This window comes from Micromonospora sp. WMMD998 (assembly GCF_029581235.1).
GTDB lineage: Bacteria > Actinomycetota > Actinomycetes > Mycobacteriales > Micromonosporaceae > Micromonospora.
In genome coordinates this window covers 2,842,185-2,865,930 of sequence record NZ_CP120740.1, presented here as the reverse complement: position 1 = coordinate 2,865,930, position 23,746 = coordinate 2,842,185, and the positions used below count along the sequence as shown (strand labels likewise).

Below are 23,746 nucleotides of genomic sequence, written 5' to 3'. Positions count from 1 at the left end.
GGCGGTGTGACGTGTCCCGCGTTGACCGGGATCGAGTGAGGAATGCCGTCGGGCAGACGGCGTCGCGGCACCGACCGGTGGAGGCCACCCTGTGAACGAGATGACCACCATTGATGTGGAGGTCTTCGAGCAGACCTCCGGCTACCGTGAACTCCGGCTGTCCGCCGATGGTGGTGTGCGGCGGACGCGCGATGTGGACGCGGCGGCCGTTGATCGACTGATCGAGGTGGTAGACCGCGACTACAGTCCGGATGCCATCGCTCAGCGGATGTTCGGCTCGCCGCTGCTGCGGGATCTCGGCACGGCCCTGTTCGGGTTTCTGGATGGTGACGAGCGGTGGCTGGCGGCGTTTCTGGAGCAGCCACCCGGCACCGTGGTGCGGATCACCGCCGGTCATCGAATGCGGCATCTGCCATGGGAACTGCTGGCCGTCGACGGGGCGCATGTGACGGTGTCTGGGCCGGCGCCGCTACTGCCGGTGCGTGCCGTGGGCACCCGTGGCGCTGCCCGATCCCCGGTGGCGCCGGGGAATCGGCCCTTGCGGGTGCTGTTCATGGCGACGTCCGCGGAGGGGGTCGAGCCGGTGCTCGGCTACGAGGCGGAGGAAGCAGCGATCCTGGCCGCGACGGCGCGTACCGGCACTGACCTGGTGGTGGAGGAAAGCGGCAGCCTGGACGGGTTGCGGCAGGTCAGCGTCGACTACGGCGCGGGCTATTTCGACGTGCTGCACCTGAGCGGCCACGCCACCGTCACCCCCGACGGGCCGGTGTTCGTCGCGGAGGACGAGTTCGGTGGCCGCGCCGACGTGACCGCGGAGCAGATCGCCGAGGCGATGGCCGGGCGGTGGCCACGGCTGGTGTTCGTCTCCGGCTGCCTCACCGGCAACGCCCCCGATGGTGGCGCGCTTCCGTCGATGAGTGAAAGCCTGGTGTCGGCGGGGGCGCCGGCGGTGTTGGGGTGGGCGTTGCCGGTCGGCGACGTGTCCGCGACCGACTTCGCCGCCGAACTCTACCGCTGCCTGGCCGGTGGGGAGCCGCTGGATCGGGCCATCGTGCAGGCCCGCCGCCACCTCTACACCCAGCAGAGCAGCAGTTGGCACCTGCTGCGGGTCTACGCCGACCGGTCCCCCCTCGCGCCGATGGTCACGCCCTTCCACACCCGAGGGCGGGAACGGATTCAGGTTCGGGCCGCGGACCAGGAATTCCTGGACCCGCGGACGCGCCTGTCCCGGGTGGCCTCCCGCGCCGCGTTCGTCGGGCGACGCCGCGCCATCCAACGCTGCCTACGTACCCTCAAACAACCGCAAGGTGACGGCGGCGCCGCGCAGGCCCTGGTCCTGCACGGCATAGGCGGCCTGGGGAAGAGCAGCCTCGCCTCCCGGCTGCTGGACCGTATGCCCACCCACCAGCGCGCGGTCTGGTACGGCCGGGTCGACCTGTTCAAGTTCCGCGAACTCACCACCACGATCCGCTTCCCCAGCATGGAACAGCAGACCGAGGCAACGGAGCTGCTCGACAACGACCGGGCCCCGCTGACCGTACGGCTGCGTCACCTGCTCGACGGGCCGCTCGGGCAGACCCCGTGCCTGTTCGTGTTCGACGACTTCGAGCAGGGCAATCTCGACGACCGCGACGGCGGCCACGTCCTCTCCGCTGAGATGGCCGAAATCCTCGCCGCGCTGCTGACCGCGATCCGGGACACCGCCAGCCTCAGCCGGGTCATCATCACCAGCCGCTACCGCTTCCCCGCACCGGCCGGCACCACCATCACCGTGGAGTCGTTGGAAACCCTCACCACCGTCGAGCAGACCAAGAAACTGGCGAACCTGCCGAACCTGCGACCCGGATCTTCTATCGACTCCACCATCCGGGACCGGGCGATCCACGCCGCGGCCGGCAACCCCCGGCTGCTCGACTGGCTCGACCGGATCGTCACCGACACCTCCCTCGACATCGACGCCCTGATCACCGCCATCGAGGACGAAGCCGACCGATTCCGGGAAAGCATCCTCGCCCGCCACCTGCTCACCTCCCAACACCCCGACCTGCGCACCATGCTCGCCAAGGTCAACGTCGTCGACCTGCCCGTCCCCGCCGACACCGTGCACGCCGTCCACGACCACCCCGACACCGGCCGACACCTCACCCGCGCCGTGGACCTCGGACTGATGGAAGAAGGCACCGACCCGCACACCCGGCAACCCCGCTATCACGTGTCCAACGTCCTCCGTCCCCTGCTACGCCCCCTGCTCAGCGATGACCAGTACACCGAGGCGTGCGCCGCCGCCGCCCGATCCCTGCACAAGCTCTGGGTCACCGACCCCACCCCGAGCGGCCCTGCACAGTGATCGGCCTCGAACAGTGGGTGGAGGTGCACCGGTTGGCGGTGGCCGGTCGGGAGGCGACCATCGCCCGCCATGTGGGGGACCGGATCGGGCGGGTGTGGCTGCCCAGGTCACGGTTCGCCGACGTGGCCGCGATAGCGGAGGCCACGCTGCGCCTCGGACCGGACGCCGACGCCCTCTACCACCTGGGCTGGACGCAATCAGCCACCGGGCACCCACGGCAGGCCCTGGCCAGCTATGAGCAGGCCCTGACCCTCTACCGGCAGGTCGACCACCACGGCAACGAAGCCGCCACCCTCACCAGCATCGGCCTCGTGCACAACATGCTCGGGGACCGACAACAGGCACTGACCTACTACCACCGGGCCCTCCCCATCCGGAGAGAAGTCGGCGACCGCGCCGGCGAAGCCACCACCCTCAACAACATCGGCGGCGTGCACCACGGGCTCGGGGACCGACAACAGGCACTCACCTACTACCACCAAGCCCTCCCCATCCGGAGAGAAGTCGGCGACCGCGCCGGCGAAGCCACCACCCTCAACAACATCGGCCTCGTGCACCACAGGCTCGGGGACCGACAACAGGCACTCACCTACTACCACCAAGCCCTCCCCATCCGGAGAGAAGTCGGCGACCGCGCCGGCGAAGCCACCACCCTCAACAACATCGGCCACGTGCACCACGGGCTCGGGGACCGACAACAGGCACTGACCTACTACCACCAAGCCCTCCCCATGTTGCGGGAAGTCGGCGACCGCGCCGGCGAGGCCGTCACCCGATACAACATCGCCATGATTCACCGAGAAGACGGGGACCTCGACCGGGCAATCCGCGAACTCGAAATCGTCGTCGACCTGGACCGCCAAGTCAGCCACCCGGACCTCGCATCCGACACAGCCGCACTCGAACACCTACGCCAGGAACGAGCGCAGAACCGCCGACACACCTGACCGTCGGAAGGGGCGTGATTCCCGCATCGGGTCGGACCTCGCATCAAGCGTGCCGTATTGCCGCGTCCAGGGAAGCCAGCGCAGGAAGGACGAGATGAGCAGCAGGTTCGTGGTGATCACCGGTGGTCCCGGGGCGGGCAAGACCACGCTGCTCGACAGCCTGCGGCAGGCCGGCCACGCCTGCGTCGACGAAGCCGGTCGGCAGATCATCCAGGACCAGATGTCGATCGGTGGTCAGGCGCTGCACACTCGGGACTCACGGCTGTTCGCCGAGATCATGCTCAGTTGGGAGATCCGCTCCTACCGCCAGGCCGGCCGGCACGCCGGGGTCGTCTTCTTCGACCGGGGCATTCCGGATCTGGTCGGCTACCACCTCCTGCTCGGCCGACCCGTTCCCGAGCACGTGTCAGCAGCGGCGCGGAAGTTCCGCTACCACCGGCGGGTGTTCATCGCACCGCCCTGGCCGCAGATCTACGCCACGGACAGCGAGCGACAGCAGGACTTCGCCGAAGCCGTCCGCACCTACGAGGCGATGGTCGCCGCCTACACCATGCACGGCTACGACCTCACCGTCCTGCCGCGCAGCGACATCGCGTCCCGCCGCGACTTCGTCGCCCGCCACCACACCTCCGTCGATTTCGCGCGGTAACGCCGATCTTGGACTTATGGCACCTCCGATAACAACCCGAAACCGACATTCCTTGGCACCACAAGTCCAAGATCGACGAGGAGACCCGCGCCCGCCCCTCCGGTAGCCGAGCGGGTGATCATGGAGGTGGCGGCTTTCGAGGGGGGCGCGCGGAGGCGCGGCCTACGATGCGCCGGTGGATTCCTCGCTGACTGTTCGCCCGGCCCGGGTCGCGGACGTCGCGCAGATGGCGCGGACGCATGTTCGGTGCTGGCAGGAGACGTATCGCGGGCTCATGCCGGACGCGGTGCTCGATGATCCCGGTTTCCCGGCCGCTCGGGAGCGGTTCTGGACCGCAGTCCTGACCGACGAGCGTTATCGCGAGAACCGCGCGGCGGTGGCCGAACGGGACGGCGACGTGATCGGGATCGCGATGTCGGGTCCGCCGCCGGACGCGGTGGCGGCGTGGACACGGCAGCTCCATGTCCTCTACGTGTACGCGACCGAGCACGGCACGGGCGCGGGGCAAGCGCTGTTGCGGGCGGTCATCGACCCGGCGGAGTCGGCGGCGCTGTGGGTCGCCGATCCCAACCCCCGCGCGCAGGCGTTCTACCGCAAGCACGGCTTCGTCTCCGACGGGACGATCCGGGTCGAGGGCGGCGTACGGGAGATTCGCATGGTCCGTGACGTGCGGGCGCTGTCGCCGGCGCGGTGAGCACCACGCGGTCAACATGCAGCGACGAGACGAGCCGATTCCCTGTTCGTCCGTACCGGCGGATGGCCCGCCGCACCGTACGATCGAGGTCAGGAGGTGCAGCGATGGTGAGGGCAGGTGACGCGCCCGCTGGCTCGGGGTACGTGGATCAGCGGCACTTCATCGTGCCTGCGAGCCTGGCCGAGTTGCGGGGTCCGACAAGCGGCGTGGTGATGCTCGACCGACATCTCGACTGGTCCGGCGACGCCAGCTATCACCTGGACGACCCCGGCGATCTCCAGGTGATGTACCAGACAGTGCTGAACCAGGCGACCACCGTGACCGACCTACGCCAGTGGCTCGACGGGGGCACACTTCGCCGACTCTGGCCGGAGCTGTGGCTGCCTGCACGGCTCCGGGCGCTGTGGCAGGCCCGGTTCCCCGAACTGGCCGCCCCACCGCGAACTCTGGCGGGCTGAGCGTGGAAGCGGTTCACCTCCGACTGGCGGAGATCGGTCTCCGCGTGGCTGGCCGGTACGGTTTCGCCTTGGCCGGCGGCTACGCCGTACAGGCTTACGGGATTCTGGACCGGCCCAGCGAGGACGTGGACCTGTTCACCGCGTGGGAGCACCGCCGCGACTTTGCCGTAGCGGTGGACGCCGTCGTTGACGCCTATCGCGCCGACGGCTACGCGGTCGAGGTCACACAACGGTTCGAGACCTTTGCCCGGCTCGCTGTCAGCGATCCCACCACGCCGGATCGGCCGTACAAGGTCGAACTCGCCGCGAACTGGCGTGCGCGCCCGCCCGTGACGATGGACGTCGGCCCCGTGCTGCACGTCGACGACGTCATCACCGGCAAGATGTCCGCCCTGTTCACCCGCGCCGAGCCGCGGGACTTCCTTGACGTGGACGCGGCCTGACGAGCGGCCGGTACACCCGCGAGTGGCGTGGAGAGTCGACCCGCCACCACTACGATGCGAGCGTGGCTCAGGTTCGACGTCCGTATCGGCTGGTCGCCGCCGTCGCGGTGGTGCTGCTGCTCGGCGCGGGCGTGGCCTGGGGTGTCGACGACGCGCTGGGGCTGAGCCACACTCCGGCCGACGTGCCAAGCGAGACGGCCGTCGCCGCGCCGCCCCGCACGCCGGCCCCGGTGCCGCCGCTGACCTCCATCGTCGTGCCGGACCACCTTCGCACGCTCAAGGCTGCCGCAGCCGTGGCCGACGCGCTCGCCACGCGGGGCCGCCCCCGCCCCACGGTCACCCGGACCACGGCACCCGCGCCGGCCCGGAGCACGCACGCCGGCACAACGCTGCGGGCCGCGCTGCGCGCCGGTGGCGCTTCGGAGGCGTACCGGATCGACGCCCGCCGGACGGAGCTGACCGTCACCGGCGACCTCGCGGGCGTGGTGGCCGGGCTCTACCGGCTGGCCGACCGGATCCGCTCGGGGGCCGAGGTGCTGCCGGCGGCGGAGGCCGGCCGCCCGGTCACGCCCCGGCTGGGGTTGCGGCTGACCGACGCCGGTTCGGTGGGGCGCGAGGCGGACCCGAAGGCGTTCGGCGACGACTACCGTCTCAACACCGACATCGTCACGCCCGCGCTGCTGCCCCGGGCGCCGTGGGTGGACGCCGCCGCGGTGGCTCGGATCGACGCGCAGTTCCGGCAGTTCGTCGACCACGCGGCGGCGCAGGGCTACAACGGCGTGGTGGTCCCCGGCTTCCTGGAATATGTCACGTTCGCCGACGTCGGCGACGGGCACGCGGTCTATCCGGCCGGCGACCCGCACGTGAACCGGGCCCGCGCGATGGTGGCGGCGTTCGGGCCGGTCTTCCGGTACGCCGAGCAGATGGGCCTGAAGGTCTTCCTGCTCACCGACATGCTGGCGGTGTCGCCGCCGCTTGAGGCGTACCTGAACCGGACCGTCGGCGGGCTCGACACCACCGACCCCCGGCTCTGGGCGGTCTACCGGGCCGGGCTGGCCGAGCTGTTCGCCAACCTGCCGTTCGTCGCCGGCCTGATGGTCCGCGTCGGTGAGGGCGGCGAGGTGTACGCGGGCGACGGCTGGGACTACACCTCCAGGCTCGCGGTCACCACCGCCGAGGGTGTCCGCGCGATGCTGCGGGCGCTGCTCGACACGGCGGGCCCGGCCGGCAAGGAGGTCATCTTCCGCACCTGGACGGTGGGCGTCGGCGCGGTCGGTGACCTGCACACCAACCCCGAGTCGTACGCCGAGGTGCTGGGCGGGTTCGACGACCCGCACCTGATCGTGTCCACCAAGTACACGCTCGGCGACTTCTACAGCCATCTGCCGCTCAACACCACGCTGCTCGGCGGCGCGCACCGGCGGATCGTGGAGTTCCAGGCCCGGCGCGAGTTCGAGGGGTTCGGCGCGCTGCCGAACGACCTCGGCCCGCTGCACCGGGCGGCGCTGCGCGCGTTCCTCGCCGCGAACCCGCACGTCGAGGGCGTGTGGAACTGGACCCAGGACGGCGGTCCGCTGCGCGCCGGGCCGATGTCGCTCTACCTGCGCGCCGGCTTCTGGCAGCTCTACGACCTGAACACGTACGCGGTCGCCCGGCTGGCCTGGGATCCGGACACCGACCCGGCGCGGATCACGGTGGACTGGGCGTACCGGACGTTCTCCGCCGACCCGGCGACCGTGGCGGCGATCGGCCAGGCCATGGCGCTGTCCCGGACGGCGGTCACCACGGGCCTCTACATCGGCCCGTACGCGGACACGTCGGTGCGGGCGCTCGGGTTGGAACCGCCACCGATGATGTGGATCTTCGAGTGGGACATCCCGACCGGGGACTCGGCGGCGCTGGACAGCATCTACGCGGTCACCGGCGACCGGGTCGACGCGGCGGTCGCCGAGGGCGCGGACGCGGTCGCGACCGCCCGGCGGATGCGGGCGCTGGTGGCCGGCACCGACCCGACGACGTGGCGGGACGCCGCGCTGCGGCAGCGCTTCGTCGACACGCTCGACTACCAGGTGGACCTGTTCGGGACGCTCGCCGCCTACCGGAGCATGGTGCTGCGGCACGCGCAGTGGCTGGACACCGGTTCCGACACCGCGTACGCCGAATGGAGGTCGGCGGCCGACACGTACCGGGAGGCGCGGGACCGCCACCGGCAGCGCTACGGCGGGGACGTCGACCTGCCGGCGTACCGCTTCACCGCGGCCGACCTCGGCGCGCAGCGGGCGGACCGCGACCCGGCGATGGCCTGGGCGGCGCGGGCGCTGCTGGTCCTGGTCGGCGCGGTGGTGGCGCTCGGCCTGCGCGGGCGGGGAAGCGGGCGCGGGCCGGGCGGCGCGGCGGCGCGGGCGCTGCTGCTCGGCGCGCTGCGGCCGTGGCGGGTGGCCGACCTGCCGGCGCCGGCGTCCCGGCTGGACCGGGTGCTGGTGTGGCTGGTGCCGGCGGCGGTGCTGGTGGCGAGCCGGCTGGTGTTCACCTGGTTCGCCGCGCCCGCGCACCTGCTGGTCACGCTCGGCGGGTGGGCGCTGTTCGCGCTCGTCGCCCGCCTGGCGGTGGGCCGGCGGGACCCGTTCGCGTTGTGGGCGGTCCTCGGCGGGGTGGCGCTGCTGCGCAGCGTGCTGCTGCTGGCGGTGCTCGCCGCGCGCGGGCCGGGCGGCTACTGGTTCGTGTTCTGGACCGCGCCGACCCGCCGGGCGGTGTACCTGACCGTCGCGGTGGCGGCGTTCTGCTGGCTGTTCGTGGCCACCGCCGTGGTGCTGCGCGACCGCTACCGGCTGGCCCGCCGCCGCGCGGTCGGGGTGACGCTCGCCGCCGCCGGGGTGCCGCTGGCGGTGCTCGCCGGGCTGGTCGCGTGGGTCGGCCTGGAACGCGCGCTGACCGTGTGGAACGACCAGATGGCGTTGCTGCCGTGGGGGCTGTCCCGCATCCTCGGCATCACCGTCTACCTGGGCATTCCGACGAGCCTGCCCGGGTACGCGGCGGCGGCCGGGACGGTGCTGGCCGCCGCCGGGCTGCTGCTGTCGGCCGGTCGTCAGGTCAGCGGGGACGGCGACTCCGCGCCGGCGAGCAGCAGCCGGGGCGCGCCGGAGCCGTCGGCCGGCACCGACCACACGTCCGGCTGCCCGTCCTCGCCGCGCAGCGTGTAGGCGAGCGTCGCGCCGTCCAGCCAGGCGGCCTGGTCGTCCACGCTGGCGTGCTCGGCGGTGGCGGTCACCCGCATGGTGCGCAGGTCGAGCACGGACAACCGCCAGCCCCGCGTCGGGTCGGCGTCGACCGCCTCCTTGAACGCGACCCGGGTGCCGTCCGGTGACAACGACGGGCACTCGACGTTCTCGCGTACCGTCTCGACCGTCCGCGCGGCGGCGTCCCCACGCACCAGCCAACGCTTGCCGGCGCTCGACATGGTGGCGTAGAAGGCGTTGTCGTCGGCCGCGAACGTGACCCCCCAGAAGTTGACGTCGGCGTTGCGGTAGGGACGGCCGTCGCGCCGGATCGCGAACTCCTCCAGCGAGGCGACGGTGGCGCCGGTGCGGGCGTCGAGGAAGCCGGTGCGGGTGGAGAAGCCGCCGCCGCTGTAGGAGTCGCCGCCGACGAACGTGGTCCAGGACACCATCCGGCCGGACGCCGAAACCCGGGCCCGGTTGGGCAGGCCCGGCACGTCCAGCCGCCGGGTCGGGCGCAACTCCGCGTCCAGCACCACCACCTGATAGGACCACGGACTGGTCGGGGCCAGGCAGACGCCGGTGCCGCCGGCCGCGTACACCCGCAGGCACTCCCGGTCCGAGACGGCGCGCGGGCCGGCGAGGTCGGCGAGCGCGGCGGTGGCGAGGTGCCGGTCGGTGACGGCGAGCAGCCGGGGACCGGGGTGCAGCGTGACCGCCCGGTCGGCCGCGACGGCCGGCGTCGGGGCAGGTCGGGCCGACACGACGGCGTAGCCGGCGGCCAGCATGCCGAGCCCGACCACCGAGGCGGCCAGCGTGGCGACCTTCGTGCGCGTCGACATCATCGGGCCGACCTCCGTCTCCGGGGAGCGAGCAGGAACACGCTGGCCGGCAGCGCGGCGGCGACCGCCACGGCCGCGACGCCGCTGGCCGCGCGCGGCCCCCAGACCTGCCAGGCCAGGCCGAACAGGACCGAGGAGACCAGGTACGCCAACGCCTGGCCGGTCTGGACGAGCGCGATGCCGGTGGTGCGTACCCGGGCCGGCAGCACCGGGCCGGCGAGCGCGATGAGCACGCCGTCGGTGGCCGCGTAGAACAGGCCGTACAGCGCCAGCGTCAGCGCGAGCAGCGGCCAGCCGTGCACCGGCCCGGCGAGCAGCAGGTAGGTCAGGGCGAGGGCGACGTAACCGCCGGCCACCACGGGCAGCCGGCCGATCCGGTCGGCCAGCGCGCCGAGCGGGCCGGCCAGCAGCAGGTACGCCAGGCTGGTGCCGACCGCGAGCAGCGGGAACCAGCGCAGGCCGACGTCCTCGCGCCGTTGCAGCAGCAGGTAGACGAACCCGTCGCCGATGGTGGCGAGCCCGAGCAGCGCGGCGGCGAGCACCAGACGCCGGGCCGGCCGGTCGCGCAGCAGGCCGGCGGCCTCCCGCACCGTGACCCGCGTGGCGTCGACGGGCGTTGCCGGCGCGGGCCGGTCCCGCACGAACAGGACCAGCACGACGACCGCGAGCGCGGCCACGCAGAAGCTCGCCACGAAGACCGCGTCGTAGTTCGGCCCGACGGCGAGCAGGACCGCGAGCGCGACGAGCGGGCCGAGGAACGCGCCGACACTGTCCATGGTCCGGTGCACGCCGAACGCCCGGCCGAGCGCGTCGGGCGGGGTGGCGAGCGTGATCAGCGCGTCCCGGGGTGCGGTGCGCACACCCTTGCCGAGCCGGTCCACGGCGAGCACCGCACCGATCGCTGGCACCGACCGGCCGGCGAGCAGCAGGCCGAGCTTGGCCACCGCGGAGAGCGCGTAGCCGGTGCCGGCGACGAGTTTGCGCCGCCGGAACCGGTCGGCCAGGAAACCGCCGACGACCCGCAGCACGGCCGTCGCCCCGGTGTACACGCCGTCCAGCACGCCGAACGCCAGCGGGCTCAGGTTCAACCCGAGCACCAGGTAGAGCGGCAGCACCGCGGTGACCATCTCGGCGGAGACGTCGGTGATCAGGCTGACCGTGCCGAGCGCCAGGACGGTGCCGCCGACCCCGGCGAGGCGGCGGCGCGGCCGTCCGCCGGCCGGCGGGTTGGTCCGCGGCCGGGACACGGTCGACAGGTACACGGACGGTTCCCTCGCGGTGGACGACGTGACGAGCAGCCATCGTGCGGGCGGGTTCGTGCCGCCACAACGGACGGCCGGTGCCGGCCGGATGTGGGGCCGGCGAACGATGCGCAAACATCGAGGAGTTTGCCTGCCCGGATGCGCTGTTCACCCTGCCGTCGGATTCCGTCCCATCGACCTTCCTACATTTCTCCCGCTCTCATCACCCCCACGGAAGGGTCCCCTGGATGGGCATTCGACTCCCCCGGCCGCCGGTCCCGCTGGGCGCGGCGGTGCTGCTGGTCGCCACCGGCACCGCCGTCGTCCTCACCGGCCCGGACGCCGCGTCGGCAGCCGGCCTCACGTTCACCCCGGTCGCCGACACGTACGTGCAGAGCGACACGGCCGGCACCAACTACGGCACCGCCACCCAGATCGTGGTGGACAACTCCCCGGTCCGCCGGATGTTCCTGCGCTTCACGGTCAGCGGAGTGAGCGGCACGGTCACCAGCGCCAAGCTGCGGCTGCACACGATCGGCGGCAACAACGGCAGCAACGTCGGCGGCACGGTGCGGGCGATGTCCGACACGACCTGGTCGGAGACCGGCGCCACCTGGAACAACCAGCCGGCCGTCGACGGAACCACGCTGGGCTCGATCGGGTCGGTCGGGCCCGGCAACTGGTACGAGGTGGACGTCACCGCCGCGGTCACCGGCAACGGCACGGTCAGCCTCGGGGCCACCTCCACCAGCAGCGACGGCGCCTACTACGACACCCGGGAGAGCGGCGCCAACGCCCCGCAACTGGTCGTCACCACCGGCAGCGCGGCGCCCTCCACCGACCCGGTGCTGGTCGGCGCCGGCGACATCGCCAACTCCGGCTCCGGGGACACGGCCACCGCCGCGCTGCTCGACGGCATCTCCGGCACGGTGTTCACCACCGGCGACAACGTCTACGACAGCGGCACCGCGTCGCAGTTCAACAGCTACTACGCGCCCACCTGGGGCCGGCACAAGGCGCGTACCCGCCCGTCGCCGGGCAACCACGACTACAACACCTCCGGCGCGGCCCCCTACTACAGCTACTTCGGCAGCCAGGCCGGGCCGAGCGGGCGCGGCTACTACTCGTACGACCTGGGCAACTGGCACGTGGTGTCGCTCAACTCCAACATCGGCATGTCCGCCGGGTCGACGCAGGAGCAGTGGCTGCGGTCGGACCTGGCGGCCAGCACCAAGCCGTGCACACTCGCGTACTGGCACCACCCGCTCTACACGTCCAGCTCCAACCACGCGCCGTCGACCGGCACCCGCCCGCTGTACCAGGCGCTCTACGACTACAACGCCGACGTCGTGGTGTGGGGTCACAACCACGTCTACGAGCGGTTCGCGCCGATGAACGCCAACGGTGGCTACGACGCCTCCCGTGGACTGCGCAGCTTCGTCGCCGGGATGGGCGGGGCGAGCCACTACGGCTTCGGCACCATCCAGCCCAACAGCGAGGCCCGCAACAGCAGCGCGTACGGCGTCCTGAAGTTCACCCTGCACGCCACCAGCTACGACTGGCAGTTCGTGCCGGTGGCCGGGCAGACCTACAGCGACAGCGGCACCGGCACCTGTCACTGACCGCGACCGTCCCGGCCGGGGGAGCCCGGCCGGGACGGTGTGCCGCCGCCTCCTCGCGGGTACCGGGTAGGACAGGAACCGGTGAGGAGGACGAGATGACCGACCCCAGGTACGCACCGATCGGCCTGGCCGCCGCTGGGCAACTGGGCGATGACGACAGCGAAACCGACGGTGGTGAGGTCGTCGGCGCGGACGACGCGGCGGCCGACGCCGCGCGGGCCGGCGCCGACGTGGACCTGTCCGGGGCCGCCCGGGACAGCGACGGCACCCCGGTCGGCGCCGCCGACGCCGAGGCCGACCGGGAACGCGCCGCCGGCACATGACGTGACGAGCCGCTCCGCCCCCGGACCGCCCGGGGGCGGGGCGGTGTCACAGGTCGGTTTGACGGGGGTGACCAGATGATCGAGGCGGTCTTCTTCGACGTCGGGGGGACGGTCCTCGATGAGACGCGGGAGTTCGCGGACTGGGCGGACTGGCTCGGCGTACCCCGGCACACGTTCTCCGCCGTCCTCGGCGCGGTGATCGCCCGGGGGCAGGACTGGCAGGAGGCGTTCCGTGCCTTCCGGCCCGACTTCGACCTCGCCACCGAGGTGGCGCGCCGGGTCGCAGCCGGCCGACCGGAGTCGTTCGGCTGCGACGATCTCTATCCCGACGCGCGCGCGTGCCTGGCCGCCCTCAGGCGGCAGGGCCTGCTCGTGGGCCTGGCCGGCAACCAGCCGGCGCACGCCGAGGCGAGCCTGCACGCGCTCGACCTCCCGGTGGAGGTGATCGGCACGTCGCACGGCTGGGGCGTGGCGAAGCCGGCGCCGGAGTTCTTCGCGCGGATCGTCCGCGCGGCCGGCGGCGACCCGGCGTCGATCCTGTACGTCGGTGACCGGCCCGACAACGACGCCCACGCGGCCATGGCGGCGGGCATGCGGGCCTGCCTGATCCGGCGCGGCCCCTGGGGGCACATCCTCGACATGCCGGCCGTGGCACAGCGGTGCCTGTTCCGGATCGGGTCGCTCGACGAACTTCCGGCCCTGGTGGCGGAACACAACGCCGGCTGTCGGCCCCCCGCACTACCCTCGCGGTCGTGACGATTCACCGGATGGACAACGTCGGCGTCGTGGTCGACGACCTGGACGCCGCGGTCGCCTTCTTCACCGCGCTCGGCATGGAGCTGGAAGGCCGGATGTCGATCGAGGAAGAATGGGCGGGGAAGGTCGTCGGGCTCGACGACATGCGGAGCGAGATCGCGATGATGCGGATCCCGGACGCGCCGGGTCGGCTCGAACTGGCGACCTACCACTCGCCGAAGGCGATCGTCCCCGAGCCGGCGGTCACCCCGGCGAACACGGTGGGCCTGCACCGCGTCATGTTCGCCGTTGACGACATCGAGGCCACGCTCGCCCGCCTCCGCCCGCACGGCGCCGAACTCGTCGGCGAGGTGATGCGCTTCGAGGACAGCTTCCTGCTCTGCTATCTCCGTGGGCCGAGCGGCATCATCCTCGCCCTGGCCGAGCAACTGAACTGACGGCGAGGCACACGGGCACTCAGTCGGTGGCCAACTCCGCGTTCGTGCACCCACGGCGTTCCAGTCGTGGGCCGGACGGAGCACGAGTGGAACGCTGTGGGTGTCTGCGGCGCCCTGACACACCCATAGCGTTCCACCCATGGCCCGCGCGGAGCATGGGTGGAACGCTGTGGGTGTCTCCGCGTGCGCGGGTTAGACCGCCAGGGCCAGGTCCGCCACCTCGGCGGCGCAGCCCCAGGACAGCGTCACCCCCGCCCCACCGTGCCCGTAGGCGTGCACCAGCCGCCCGCCGCCGGGATCCACCTCGACCCGGGGGCCACCGCGCCGGACCGGCCGCAACCCGATCCGCTCCCCCAGCACCGGCGCGCCCGCCAACCGGGGCACCAGGGCGACGCACCGGCGGTGGATCGCCGCCGCCGTCTCCGGGTCGGGCCGGGTGTGCGCCACGCCGGGCTGGTAGGTGCCGCCGAGGACCACGTCGTGCCGGCGCGGGTGCACGTACGTGACGCCGGCCGGGTGGTCCTCGTCGCGTACCGAGACGGTCAGGCCGGGGTTCGCCACCAGCACGATGTGCCCGCGCGCCGGATGCACGGCCGGGTCGGCGGCGAGTCGGCCGGCCGCCAGGCCGGTCGCGTTCACCACGGTCGGCGCGACCTCGTACGCCTCGGAGAGCTTGCGCAGCGGACGGCGGACGACCTGGCCGCCGCCGGCCTCCACCTGCCGGTGCAGCCAGGTCAGGTATCGGGTCATCTCCACCGTCGGGGCGGTGAACCGCAGCAGCGCCGTGTAGGGCGCGTCGGCCGGCTCGACCGCCAGGTCGCCGCAGGCGTCGGCCCACCACGGCGGCCCGGAGTACGGGCGGCGCAGCCACATCCGGGTGGGGCGGTCGACCACCCCCGGCACGCCGTCGGCCGCCTGGCGGCGCAGTTCCGCGTGCGTGTCCCGGGCCCAGCGCAGCACCCGCGGGTCCGCCTCGGTGTGACTCGGGTACCAGACCGCGGCGGCCACCGTGGACACGATCTCCGCCGGGTCGTCGGCGGTCAGCACGGTGACCCGCGCGCCGCGCCGCTGGAGGGCGATCGCCGCCGTCAGCCCGATCACTCCCCCGCCGACCACCACCACGTCCGCTGCCGCCATCGTCCGCTCCCGTCACCCGTACCGTCGCTGTTCTTCGATGGTGGGCGCCCGGCGGCGCTGCCGTCCAAGACGGATCGGACCGGCGGCGATAAGCGGGGCTTATGATGATGGCATGGTCGAGGCCCCGGGCGCCTGGTCGGACCTGCGCCGGCTGCGCTCCTTCGTGGTGCTCGCCGAGGAACTGCACTTCACCCGCGCGGCGGCCCGGCTGCGCATCGCCCAGCCCGCGCTCAGCCAGCAGATCCGGGCGCTGGAACGCCAGCTCGGCGCGCCGCTGGTGCACCGCACCAGCCGGGGCTGCACGCTGACCGAGGTGGGCGCCCGGATCGCCGGCGAGGCGGCGCGGCTGATCGCCGACGTGGACGCCACCACCGCCCGCATCCGCGACCTGGCACGCGGCCGGGGCGGCCGGTTGCGGCTGGCGTACACCCGGTCGGCGCGCGGCGGCCGGGTCGACGCGCTCATCGACCGGTTCCGGGCCGCCCACCCGGGCGTCGAGCTGGTCTCCGAGACGGCCTGGACGGCCCCGAACGTGGCCGGCCTGCTCGCCGGCCGGCTGGACGCGGCGTTCGTCCGCCCGCCGGTGTACGAGCGGGCGCTTGCCTGCCGCACGGTCGACACCGAGGAGCTGCTGCTGGCGCTGCCGGCCGGCCACCCGCTCGCCGCCGGCCGGCGCCGGATCACCCGGGCCGAGGTGGTCGACCTGCCGGCGGTGATGTGGCCGCGGGAGAACGGGCCGGGCATGTTCGACCGGACCATCGCCCAGGTGTGGCCGGGCGGCGGCTTCCGGCTGGTCCGGCACGAGCCGGACGACGAGCAGTTGCTGCGCGCGGTGGCGCGCGGCGACGTGGTCGCGGCCGTGCCGGCCGGCCGGGCCCGGGCGTTGCGGCTGCCCGGCGTACGGCTGCTCCGGTTCACCGCCCCGACGCCCACCGTGGATGTCGGGCTGGCCTGGCCGGTCGACAGCACCAACCCGGCGGTGCGGGCCCTGCTCGCCCTGCTCGACCGGACGGACCGGCGACCGACGGTCAGTTCCCCGCCGGCACCTGCTCCTTGACCTCGTCGTAGCCGACCGTGCCGGGAGCCTCGGCCGGCGTGTAGATCACCCGGAGCACGCCGGTCGGGTACGCCTCGGTCGCGGCCACCCGCAGGTGGTACGGGGCGTCGCCCTCGTCGAACAGCTTGCGGCCCTTGCGCGCCGCCACCGGGTGCACCAGCAGCCGCAGTTCGTCGACGAGCCCGGCGGCGAGCAACTGCTGCACCACCGAGATGGACCCGGGGATGAGGATGCCCTTGACGTCGGGGGCGGCCTTGAGCGCGGCGACCGCGTCCGCCAGGTCGCCCTGGATCAGCTCGGAGTTGCGCCAGGAGAACTCCAGCGGCTGCCGCGAGACGACCACCTTGCGCATGTCGCCGAGCTGCTTGGCGAACGGCGCGTCCTCCCCACCGGCGGCCTCCCGGTCGGGCCACGCGCCGGCGAAGCTGTCGTAGGTGGGACGGGCGATGAGCAGGACGTCAGCGGTCTCGTAATCCTCGGTGACGGCCCGGCCCATGTTGTCGTCGAAGTAGGGGAAGTGCCAGTCCGGGTCGATCTCGGCGACGCCGTCGGCCGAGATGAACAGCGTGGAGATGACCTTCGCCATCGCGGTGCTCCTTCACGTCAGGTGATGTCGACGGGTAGACCGCCGCAGCATGCCAAACTCATCGGCCCGGAAGGGGGTTACCGGCTTGGATCGTGAAGTCCGGCGGCGCGCCCTCGCCCACCCGCCCGTCGACCGCCTCGCGGAGGAGGTCGGCGTGCCCGGTGTGGCGCGCGTACTCCTCGATCATGTCCAGGAGCATGGCCCGGACCGTCGGGGTGCGGCCGTCGGGCCAGGTGAAGGCGGCCGGACCGGCGAGCCCTCGCTCCTCGATCACCGCCGCGACCAGCGCGCGCGACCGCTCGACCGCGCCGCGCCACAGCGCGTGCGCCTCGCCCGGGGCGTCGAGCGCGCCGGTGCGCCACTCCCAGTCCGGCTCGGCGTCGAAGTCGACGCCGTCCCACGGGGCGCCGTGCTTCTCGCCGGCCAGCTTGACGGCCAGCCAGTCCGCCTCGACCAGGGCCATGTGCTTCACCAGGCCGCCGAGCGTCATCGAACTGGCGGCCGTGGTCGCCCGCAGGCCCGCCTCATCGAGCCCGGACGTCTTCCAGGCGAACGTCCGCCGGTTGCGCTCCAGGACCGACAGCAACGTCTCCGCCTCGGTGAGGACGGCCGGCACTCCACTCATCCCCGGATCGTAGGCCGCCCTGCCGCTCCCAGCTGTCCCCCCGCGGGACCCGGGTGTGAGAGGGGGCCCCTTCTATACCGCAGGCGTTAAGCGGGGCCCCCGCCTTACACCCGTCAGGAATCGAGAAGCGGGCGTACCGCCGTAGCTCGTAGCGTTTCCCCTGACCGGGCGGCACCACGCCGACCGCCGACGACGAGGGGGAACCGGGATGTCCGACGGATTCAGCGCCGAGGAGCGCGCCGCCATGAAGGAGCGCGCCGCCGAACTCCGCGCCGAGGGGAAGAAGGGCGCGAAGAAGGCCGACGAGTTGCAGACGCTGCTGGACCGGATCGCGCAGATGGCGCCGGCCGACCGGGAGCTGGCCGAGCGTGTGCACGTGACGATCACCGCCACCGCGCCGGAGCTGTCGCCGAAGACCTGGTACGGCATGCCCGCGTACGCGAACGCGGCCGGCAAGATCGTGGTCTTTTTCCAGGACTCGGGGAAGTTCAACTACCGCTACTCGACGGTGGGCTTCCAGGAGTCGGCGAACCTCGACGACGGCGACATGTGGCCGGCGTCGTACGCGCTGCTGAGGTGGAGCCCCGAGGTGGAGAAGAAGCTCGTGGAGCTGGTGCGGGCGGCGGTTTCCTGACGGACGGGGCGCCCCTACGTCTGCCAGGACTTGAGGCCACGGACCGCGGCGGCGGCGAAGTCGTCGGCGAAGTCGGGGTTGTTGCTGCTCGCCTCCCAGCCCTGGTCGTGCACCACCGTCACGCCGTCCGCCACCCGCACCACAATGATCTGGCTGGTCGCGGTGCCCTCGCGTCGGGTGCCGTTGAGGTTGGTCGCGGGTCGGGTCAACGTGACGAGCAGTCCCCCGTCGCCGGTGTCGGCAAGTGGCCGCGACCGGACGGTGACGGTGTTGCCCGCGTCCGGGAAGGAGCGGCAGGATTCCACCGCCTCGCGGACCCGGCGCAGGTAGTCCGCGGCGTCGGTGCCCGCGAAGGCGAACACGGTCTGGTTGAGCATGCCGAAGGGGACGTTCTCCGGCGGGTCCTCGGGCGTCTTGTAGGTGCTCATCATGGCGGCGGCAGCGGTCGACCGACCGCCGGTGGCGAACTCTTCGGCGCACAGCTTCGGCAGCGCGTCGGCGACCTGCGTCGACTGCGGGGTGCCCTTGCGCAGCTCGGACGGCAGGTCGACGAAGGCGGACTTCGGGATCGTCACGGCCGCGCCGGTTTCGCCGGTCGTGGGTGACGCCGGCGGCGTGGCGGCGGGCGTCGACGCCGGGGCCGTGGTCGCCCCCTGTCCCTGGTCATCCCCGCCGGCGGTGCACGCGCCGGCCAGCAGCGCGGTGGCGAGCAGCGGCAGGCCCAGCAGCCGCCGGTGACGTCGATCAGATCCGTTCACGTCAACCTCCGTCCGATGGCCCCTGACGGGCACCTGCCCGCTGCCGTCCGGACCGAAACACCATGCATACGCAAGTGGGTGCTTGTGCAAACGCATGTTTGTCTTAGGATGGCGGGGTGCCCGACCTCGACCGTACCTTCGCCGCACTCGGCGACCCGGTCCGCCGCGCCCTGGTGACCCGCCTCGCCCACGGTGACGCCACGGTGGGTGAGCTGGCCGCGCCGTTCGACCTGACTCCACAGGCGATCTCCCACCACGTGGGGGTGCTGCGCCGCTGCGGGCTGGTCGAGCAGCGGCGCGAGGGCACCCGGCGCCCCTGCCGGCTCCGTGCCGACCAGCTCGCGCTGCTCGGCACGTGGATCGACGAGCAACGCCGGGCCTGGCACGACCGGCTCGACGCGCTCGACCGGCACCTCACCGACGAGGAGGGCACGCGGTGACCGCCCGCGCCGAGCTGCACGGCGACGAGCTGATCGCCCGGCGCCACCTGTCCGCCACGCCCGACCGGGTCTGGGCCGCCTTCACCACGCCGGCGGGCATCGCGGCGTTCTGGGGTGGCTCGCACGCCCGGGTGCCCGCCGGGTCGGTGACCGTCGACGCCCGGCCCGGCGGGGAGTTCGCGCTCGACACCGTCGCCCCGGACGGCGCGACCCGCCGGCTGCGGTTCGTCTACGTACGCCTCGACCCGCCCCGCGAACTCGTGTTCGACGAACCGGTCACCGGCCTCCGCACCACCGTGACACTCCGACCCGCCGACGACGGTACGGATCTCACCGTCCACCAGCGACGGCTCCCGCCGGAGCTCCGCAGCACCCGGGCAGCCGACGGCCTCGCCTCGATCCTCGACGCCCTCGCCGCCCACCTGTCCGAGAACCTCGCCCAGAACGGAAACAACCATGACCCAGCGTGACCTGGTCGACGAATACTTCGCCGGCTTCCGGACCAGCGACCACCCGCGCATCCTGGCGACCCTCACCGACGACGTCGAATGGGTCATCCACGGCCACCGCACCACCCGGGGGCGCACCGAGTTCGACGGCGAGATCGAGAACCCGGCGTTCACCGGCAGCCCGCAGCTCGACGTCGAGCGGGTGCACGAGGACGGCCCGGTGGTCGTGGTCACCGGCGAGGGCCGAGGGACCAGCGTGGCGCACGGCCCGTTCCGCTTCGCCTTCAACGACCTGTTCACATTCCGCGACGGGCTCATCGCCCGGGTCGACTCCTACGTCGTCCCGCTGCCCTGACGCGATCCGCCTCAGTGACAGACCGTGAGCAGCCCGAGCGCGAGACAGCAGGAACCGGTCAACGCCAGCAGCACGGCGGCCACCGCACGCAGCGCGATCTCCGCCGGCCGCCGGTCCCGCCACGCCACCGGCAACGCCTGCTCCACCAGCACCGCCGTCAGCCAGCCGAGGAGCAGCAGCAGGAAGAGGCCGTCCAGACGGTCGCCGCCGAAGGCGCTCGCGTTCCCGCTCCCGCCGTAGTTGGGGCAGTCCCGCTGGTCCACGACCGGGCGGAGGACGAGCAACGCCACCGCGATGACGACCGCGCCGCCACCGAGCGCCCAGAAACCGCCGAACCGGACCGGCCGGCGCGGTGGAACGTCACGGGTCTCTCCCTGCTCATGTGGAACCCGTGGCGGTCCGCTCACCGGCCGGGATCGCCGGCCGAACCGTCGCGGGCGGAGTAGCCCAGCACCTCGGCGAGGTCGCCCGCCGCCGCCGTGTAGGCCGCGTAGATCTCGTCGTCGAAGTGGTTGCGCCAGTCGCCGGCCGCGCCCTTGCGGTAGTGCGAGATCCGGCCCGGCGTCTCCTTGTCCTTCTTCATCTTCGTGAAGCTGTAGCGGGCGAGGAGCGACTCCAACTCGGCCGGGGGCAGCGTGATGCCGCAGTGGCGCAGCAACCGGTCCACCTCGTCGGCCTGCCGCTCGCCGGTCAGGTCCTCGTAGCGGAACAGCCGGAACGTCTCGGCGGGCCGGGCCTGCGCCCACGACCGCATCTGCCCGAACTGCTTCTTGTCCCGGAGCCGGTCGATGACGTAGAGCATCCCGTCCTTCTTCGGCAGCTCCTGCAACGCCTGGCGCGCCTGCGGGATGTCGCCCATCGGGGCGTGCGAGTTCCGCAGCGAGAAGTAGCTCGACACCACCACGTCGCGCGGGTCGCGGATCACGAAGAACGCGCGGTACGTACCCGCCTTCGGGACGGCCTCGAAGCGCTTGTGGGAGAGGAAGATCGCCAGGCCGGTGCGCCCGGCCGGGACCGGCGCGGTCGCTCCGCCGGGATAGAAGCGGGGGTCGTAGGGCAGCAGCCCGCAGTGGCGGTAGACGGCCGGGTCGCTGAACAACGCCTTGATCCACTGGCTGCCGGTCTTGCGGACGGTGCAGTGGAAGATGTTGTCGAATTCGCTCCGGGCGACCACCGGAACGGTCAGCCGCATTCGAGCGTTGCGCGCTTCCATCTGCGCTCGCCGGGCCGCGACGCGCAGCGAGTTCGGCGAATTGTGCTTGGCGAATTCGACAGCGCGATTGATCATTTCTCCAGACCCTGTCCGCGCCCTGGTGAGCAGGGCGCACCGACGCTTTCGCGCATCTCGGACAGCCACGTCGGCAGGCTCGAGCCACTCGCCCCCCGGCCCCGATGCGCCGCCAAAATATCCCCGACGGCCCCTTTGATGTCAATCCAGGGAAGGCTGGGAGCTCGACCATGTCCACGGGACGGCGGGTGCGGGGGCGTCGACTGCCGGCTCGGCCGGCCATCGTCGGAGGGGGTGGATCCAGACGGACTACGGCTCGAGCTGCTCGTCGTCCGGAACCACGGTGTCGACGTCCAGGTCCGCGTCGTCGAGGATCTCGATGATCCACTGCCATGCCGGGCGTGGCGAATGCAGAGGTCGGCGTACCCCGCGGAGAGGCTGTCAAGGCGCTCACCGCGCCGTGGGGTCACGACCCGCCGGTCCGTACGCGCACCGGGTGGGAACTGCTGCTGCTGTGGCGCTGCGCCCACCGCTCAAGCGCGGTGCGGCACGCGTGGTCGAGGTAGTGCACGGCCGTCAGGTCGAGTTCGACCGGCTGCCGCGCCGGTACGGCGTCGAGGGCGTCCAGCACCGTCGGCAGGCGCAGGAAGGTGGCGGTGCCGCTCAGCCGTACCCGTACCGTGCCCTGCTCGCCGACCTCGACGGCGGTGTGCAGCCGGGAACTGACCCACGCCGATTTGACGACGGCCAGCAGCAGCCCGACCAGGACGCCCTCGAAGAGGTTGAGGACCACGACCCCGGTTGCCGTGACGAGCAGGACAACCGCCTCGCCGCGGTGCCGTGCCCACAGGGCCGGTAGGGTTCGCAGCGGCAGCAGTTTGGCGCCGGCGTGCACGAGCACGGCGGCCAGGGCGGCGACCGGGATGAGTTCGAGGGTCCACGGCAGCAGGGCCGCGAACAGCAGCAGCCAGCAGCCGTGTAGCACCCTCGACGCCTTGGTGCGGGCGCCGGCGTGGACGTTCGTCGCGCTGCGGACGATCACCGCGGTCATGGGCAGGGTGCCGAGCAGTCCGCACACGGTGTTGCCGGCGCCCTGCGCGACCCGTTCCTTGTTGAAGTCGGTACGCGGGCCCTGGTGCATGCGGTCGATCGCGGCGGCGCTGAACAGGCTCTCGGCCGAGGCGATGAGCGTGAACGCGACGACGGCGCCGATGCCCGCGACGCTTGTGAGCAGCGCGAGGGAACCGGCGTCCGGCAGCGCGACGACGTCGAGGAGACTGCTCACCCGCACGGTGGCGACCGGCGGCGTCAGCGCCTGGGCGGCTGCCGCGGCGAGGATGACGGCGGCCAGCGGCCCGGGGACGACGCGCACCCACCGGGGCAGCCGGGGCCAGGACACGAGGACCGCGAGGGTGACGGCGCCGACGGTCAGGGCGGTCTGCGACACCGGCGACGCGGCCACGCGCGAGGGCAACTCGACCAGCCCGGCGATCTTGCTCGGGCCGGCGGCGGGAGCCGGCTGGTCGGCGAGCGCGTAAAGCTGCCCAAGAATGATCACCAGGCCGATGCCGGCGAGCATGCCCTCCACCACGGACAGCGAGATCGCCCGGAACCACCGGCCGAGGCGGCACAGGCCGAGGACGATCTGGAGTAGGCCGGTGACCAGCACGATCACCCCCAGCCCGGCGAGGCCGTGCGCGCCGACCGCGTCGGCCACCAGCACGGTCAGGCCGGCGGCCGGGCCGGAGACCTGGATGCTGCTGCCAGGCAGCGCCCCGGCGACGAGGCCGCCGACGATGCCGGTGACGAGGCCGAGTTCGGCGGGCACCCCGGAGGCGACGGCGATGCCGACGCAGAGGGGCAGGGCGACGAGGAAGACGACAAGCGACGCCGGCAGGTCGCCGATCGGCAGCCGACTGGATCCGGTACGCGGGGCGGGGCCGGTCGCGGCGGCCGGGCCGGCGGTCACCGTGGACCGCGGAAGTGCGGGACCCATGTGGTCGGGTTTCGGGCAGGGTCGGTCGAGGAAGGCATGACGGTGTCCATTCGAGGCGGGTGACGGGTCGGGGCGTCGGCGCGGCGCGGACCTGACGGTCCGGCCACCGATCGACGTGGTGGGTGACGGCGGCGCGGCGTCGGGGGCCGGCCCGTCCGTGGGGCCTCAGCAGCGGTAGACGCGCAGGTCGGCCAGGTCCGGTGGGGGTGGGACGCCGCTCCGGCAGTGCCTGAGGTGGGCGGTGTGTTCCGGTCCGCCGTCGCGGCGCCTCGCCGCCGCGGTCACGGCCGGCGTCTCCCCGGAGCGGTGCGGACGGACCGGACCGCGCTGGGACAACGCGGTATGGCTGGCGTGCGCGACAGGGACAAGCAGCCTGGGTGCGGGCTCCGGTCGGTCGTCGAGGTGTGCGCCGGCCGACGTCCGACCGGCCGCGACGCGGTCTCCGGTGCCCTGCGCCAGACCGACGTGCAAGACAACGAGCGCAGCCAGGAACGCGACGAACACCAC

At 72.7% G+C, this 23,746-nt stretch carries 24 protein-coding genes and 1 pseudogene; 16 read left to right on the top strand and 9 right to left on the bottom strand.

Annotated features, from left to right (window positions below; translation table 11 throughout):
- The first annotated feature begins 100 nt into the window (after window positions 1-100).
- The 7 genes and pseudogenes from O7619_RS13505 (at window position 101) to O7619_RS13475 (ending at window position 8,738) form a co-directional block, all read left to right on the top strand.
- A complete protein-coding gene (locus tag O7619_RS13505; protein ID WP_282288081.1) occupies window positions 101-2,347 on the top strand; it encodes a CHAT domain-containing protein in 2,247 nt (748 codons plus the stop codon).
- Window positions 2,344-3,294: a tetratricopeptide repeat protein gene (locus O7619_RS13500; RefSeq protein ID WP_282288080.1), complete on the top strand. Its 951-nt coding sequence runs from the start codon at window positions 2,344-2,346 to the stop codon at window positions 3,292-3,294. The genes O7619_RS13505 and O7619_RS13500 overlap by 4 nt, the downstream gene beginning before the upstream one ends.
- 94 nt (window positions 3,295-3,388) lie before the next feature.
- Window positions 3,389-3,943 (top strand): AAA family ATPase, encoded by a 555-nt coding sequence (locus O7619_RS13495; protein WP_282288079.1) that lies wholly within the window; start codon window positions 3,389-3,391, stop codon window positions 3,941-3,943.
- A 175-nt stretch (window positions 3,944-4,118) separates the two neighbouring features.
- Complete coding sequence (locus O7619_RS13490; protein ID WP_282288077.1) at window positions 4,119-4,637, top strand: GNAT family N-acetyltransferase; 519 nt, start codon at window positions 4,119-4,121, stop codon at window positions 4,635-4,637.
- 104 nt (window positions 4,638-4,741) lie between these two features.
- Window positions 4,742-5,095, top strand: a complete 354-nt coding sequence (locus O7619_RS13485) for a hypothetical protein (protein ID WP_282288075.1) — start codon at window positions 4,742-4,744, stop codon at window positions 5,093-5,095.
- Between the two features lie 2 nt (window positions 5,096-5,097).
- Window positions 5,098-5,558: pseudogene (locus O7619_RS13480) on the top strand (nucleotidyl transferase AbiEii/AbiGii toxin family protein); the annotation flags it as partial.
- A gap of 42 nt (window positions 5,559-5,600) precedes the next feature.
- Window positions 5,601-8,738, top strand: coding sequence for a hypothetical protein (locus tag O7619_RS13475; RefSeq protein WP_282288072.1), 3,138 nt, complete (start codon window positions 5,601-5,603; stop codon window positions 8,736-8,738).
- Here O7619_RS13475 and O7619_RS13470 read toward each other — a convergent pair.
- Both O7619_RS13470 and O7619_RS13465 read right to left on the bottom strand, forming a co-directional pair.
- Window positions 8,624-9,598 (bottom strand): hypothetical protein, encoded by a 975-nt coding sequence (locus O7619_RS13470; RefSeq protein ID WP_282288071.1) that lies wholly within the window; start codon window positions 9,596-9,598, stop codon window positions 8,624-8,626. The two genes, O7619_RS13475 and O7619_RS13470, sit on opposite strands and share 115 nt — an antisense overlap.
- Window positions 9,595-10,857 (bottom strand): MFS transporter, encoded by a 1,263-nt coding sequence (locus O7619_RS13465; protein WP_282288070.1) that lies wholly within the window; start codon window positions 10,855-10,857, stop codon window positions 9,595-9,597. The genes O7619_RS13470 and O7619_RS13465 overlap by 4 nt, the downstream gene beginning before the upstream one ends.
- Before the next feature lie 227 nt (window positions 10,858-11,084).
- Here O7619_RS13465 and O7619_RS13460 point away from each other — a divergent pair, with 227 nt between their 5' ends.
- The 4 genes from O7619_RS13460 (at window position 11,085) to O7619_RS13445 (ending at window position 13,974) form a co-directional block, all read left to right on the top strand.
- Window positions 11,085-12,458 (top strand): DNRLRE domain-containing protein, encoded by a 1,374-nt coding sequence (locus O7619_RS13460; protein ID WP_282288069.1) that lies wholly within the window; start codon window positions 11,085-11,087, stop codon window positions 12,456-12,458.
- 95 nt (window positions 12,459-12,553) lie between these two features.
- Window positions 12,554-12,781: a hypothetical protein gene (locus O7619_RS13455; RefSeq protein WP_282288068.1), complete on the top strand. Its 228-nt coding sequence runs from the start codon at window positions 12,554-12,556 to the stop codon at window positions 12,779-12,781.
- A 75-nt stretch (window positions 12,782-12,856) separates the two neighbouring features.
- Complete coding sequence (locus tag O7619_RS13450) at window positions 12,857-13,537, top strand: HAD family hydrolase (RefSeq protein ID WP_282288066.1); 681 nt, start codon at window positions 12,857-12,859, stop codon at window positions 13,535-13,537.
- On the top strand, window positions 13,534-13,974 hold the full coding sequence (locus tag O7619_RS13445) for a VOC family protein (protein WP_282288064.1): 441 nt from the start codon (window positions 13,534-13,536) through the stop codon (window positions 13,972-13,974). The genes O7619_RS13450 and O7619_RS13445 overlap by 4 nt, the downstream gene beginning before the upstream one ends.
- 192 nt (window positions 13,975-14,166) lie before the next feature.
- Here O7619_RS13445 and O7619_RS13440 read toward each other — a convergent pair whose 3' ends face one another.
- Window positions 14,167-15,111, bottom strand: coding sequence for an FAD-dependent oxidoreductase (locus tag O7619_RS13440; RefSeq protein WP_282288062.1), 945 nt, complete (start codon window positions 15,109-15,111; stop codon window positions 14,167-14,169).
- A gap of 112 nt (window positions 15,112-15,223) precedes the next feature.
- Between O7619_RS13440 and O7619_RS13435 the strand changes: the two genes are divergently transcribed.
- Window positions 15,224-16,168: a LysR substrate-binding domain-containing protein gene (locus O7619_RS13435; protein ID WP_282288060.1), complete on the top strand. Its 945-nt coding sequence runs from the start codon at window positions 15,224-15,226 to the stop codon at window positions 16,166-16,168.
- On the opposite strand, the gene O7619_RS13430 is transcribed toward O7619_RS13435, so the two are convergent.
- Both O7619_RS13430 and O7619_RS13425 read right to left on the bottom strand, forming a co-directional pair.
- The gene (locus O7619_RS13430) at window positions 16,140-16,754 is read right to left on the bottom strand and encodes a dihydrofolate reductase family protein (RefSeq protein ID WP_282288059.1); all 615 of its coding nucleotides are present in this window, start codon (window positions 16,752-16,754) and stop codon (window positions 16,140-16,142) included. The genes O7619_RS13435 and O7619_RS13430 overlap by 29 nt on opposite strands.
- A gap of 58 nt (window positions 16,755-16,812) precedes the next feature.
- On the bottom strand, window positions 16,813-17,379 hold the full coding sequence (locus tag O7619_RS13425; RefSeq protein ID WP_282288057.1) for a DinB family protein: 567 nt from the start codon (window positions 17,377-17,379) through the stop codon (window positions 16,813-16,815).
- Window positions 17,380-17,587: 208 nt separating this feature from the next.
- Between O7619_RS13425 and O7619_RS13420 the strand changes: the two genes are divergently transcribed.
- Window positions 17,588-18,013 carry a hypothetical protein gene (locus tag O7619_RS13420; protein WP_281584021.1) on the top strand — a complete coding sequence of 142 codons (426 nt, stop codon included), beginning with the start codon at window positions 17,588-17,590 and terminating at the stop codon, window positions 18,011-18,013.
- 14 nt (window positions 18,014-18,027) lie between these two features.
- Here the strand turns inward: O7619_RS13420 and O7619_RS13415 are convergent, their stop codons facing one another.
- Entirely contained in the window at window positions 18,028-18,771 is a 744-nt protein-coding gene (locus tag O7619_RS13415; protein ID WP_282288052.1) for a hypothetical protein, read from the bottom strand.
- A gap of 116 nt (window positions 18,772-18,887) precedes the next feature.
- Between O7619_RS13415 and O7619_RS13410 the strand changes: the two genes are divergently transcribed.
- From O7619_RS13410 to O7619_RS13400, 3 genes are read left to right on the top strand one after another with little or no spacing between them, the layout of a single operon-like run.
- Window positions 18,888-19,211 (top strand): metalloregulator ArsR/SmtB family transcription factor, encoded by a 324-nt coding sequence (locus O7619_RS13410; protein WP_282288050.1) that lies wholly within the window; start codon window positions 18,888-18,890, stop codon window positions 19,209-19,211.
- A complete protein-coding gene (locus O7619_RS13405; RefSeq protein ID WP_282288048.1) occupies window positions 19,208-19,681 on the top strand; it encodes an SRPBCC domain-containing protein in 474 nt (157 codons plus the stop codon). The genes O7619_RS13410 and O7619_RS13405 overlap by 4 nt, the downstream gene beginning before the upstream one ends.
- Entirely contained in the window at window positions 19,668-20,015 is a 348-nt protein-coding gene (locus tag O7619_RS13400; protein WP_282288046.1) for a nuclear transport factor 2 family protein, read from the top strand. The genes O7619_RS13405 and O7619_RS13400 overlap by 14 nt, the downstream gene beginning before the upstream one ends.
- A gap of 11 nt (window positions 20,016-20,026) precedes the next feature.
- Here O7619_RS13400 and O7619_RS13395 read toward each other — a convergent pair whose 3' ends face one another.
- From O7619_RS13395 to O7619_RS13385, 3 genes are all read right to left on the bottom strand, one after another.
- Entirely contained in the window at window positions 20,027-20,422 is a 396-nt protein-coding gene (locus O7619_RS13395; protein WP_282288044.1) for a hypothetical protein, read from the bottom strand.
- Window positions 20,419-21,303: a sulfotransferase domain-containing protein gene (locus O7619_RS13390; RefSeq protein WP_282288043.1), complete on the bottom strand. Its 885-nt coding sequence runs from the start codon at window positions 21,301-21,303 to the stop codon at window positions 20,419-20,421. Before O7619_RS13390 ends, O7619_RS13395 begins: the two co-directional genes overlap by 4 nt.
- A gap of 406 nt (window positions 21,304-21,709) precedes the next feature.
- Complete coding sequence (locus O7619_RS13385) at window positions 21,710-23,239, bottom strand: SulP family inorganic anion transporter (RefSeq protein WP_282288042.1); 1,530 nt, start codon at window positions 23,237-23,239, stop codon at window positions 21,710-21,712.
- Window positions 23,240-23,746: the final 507 nt, after the last annotated feature.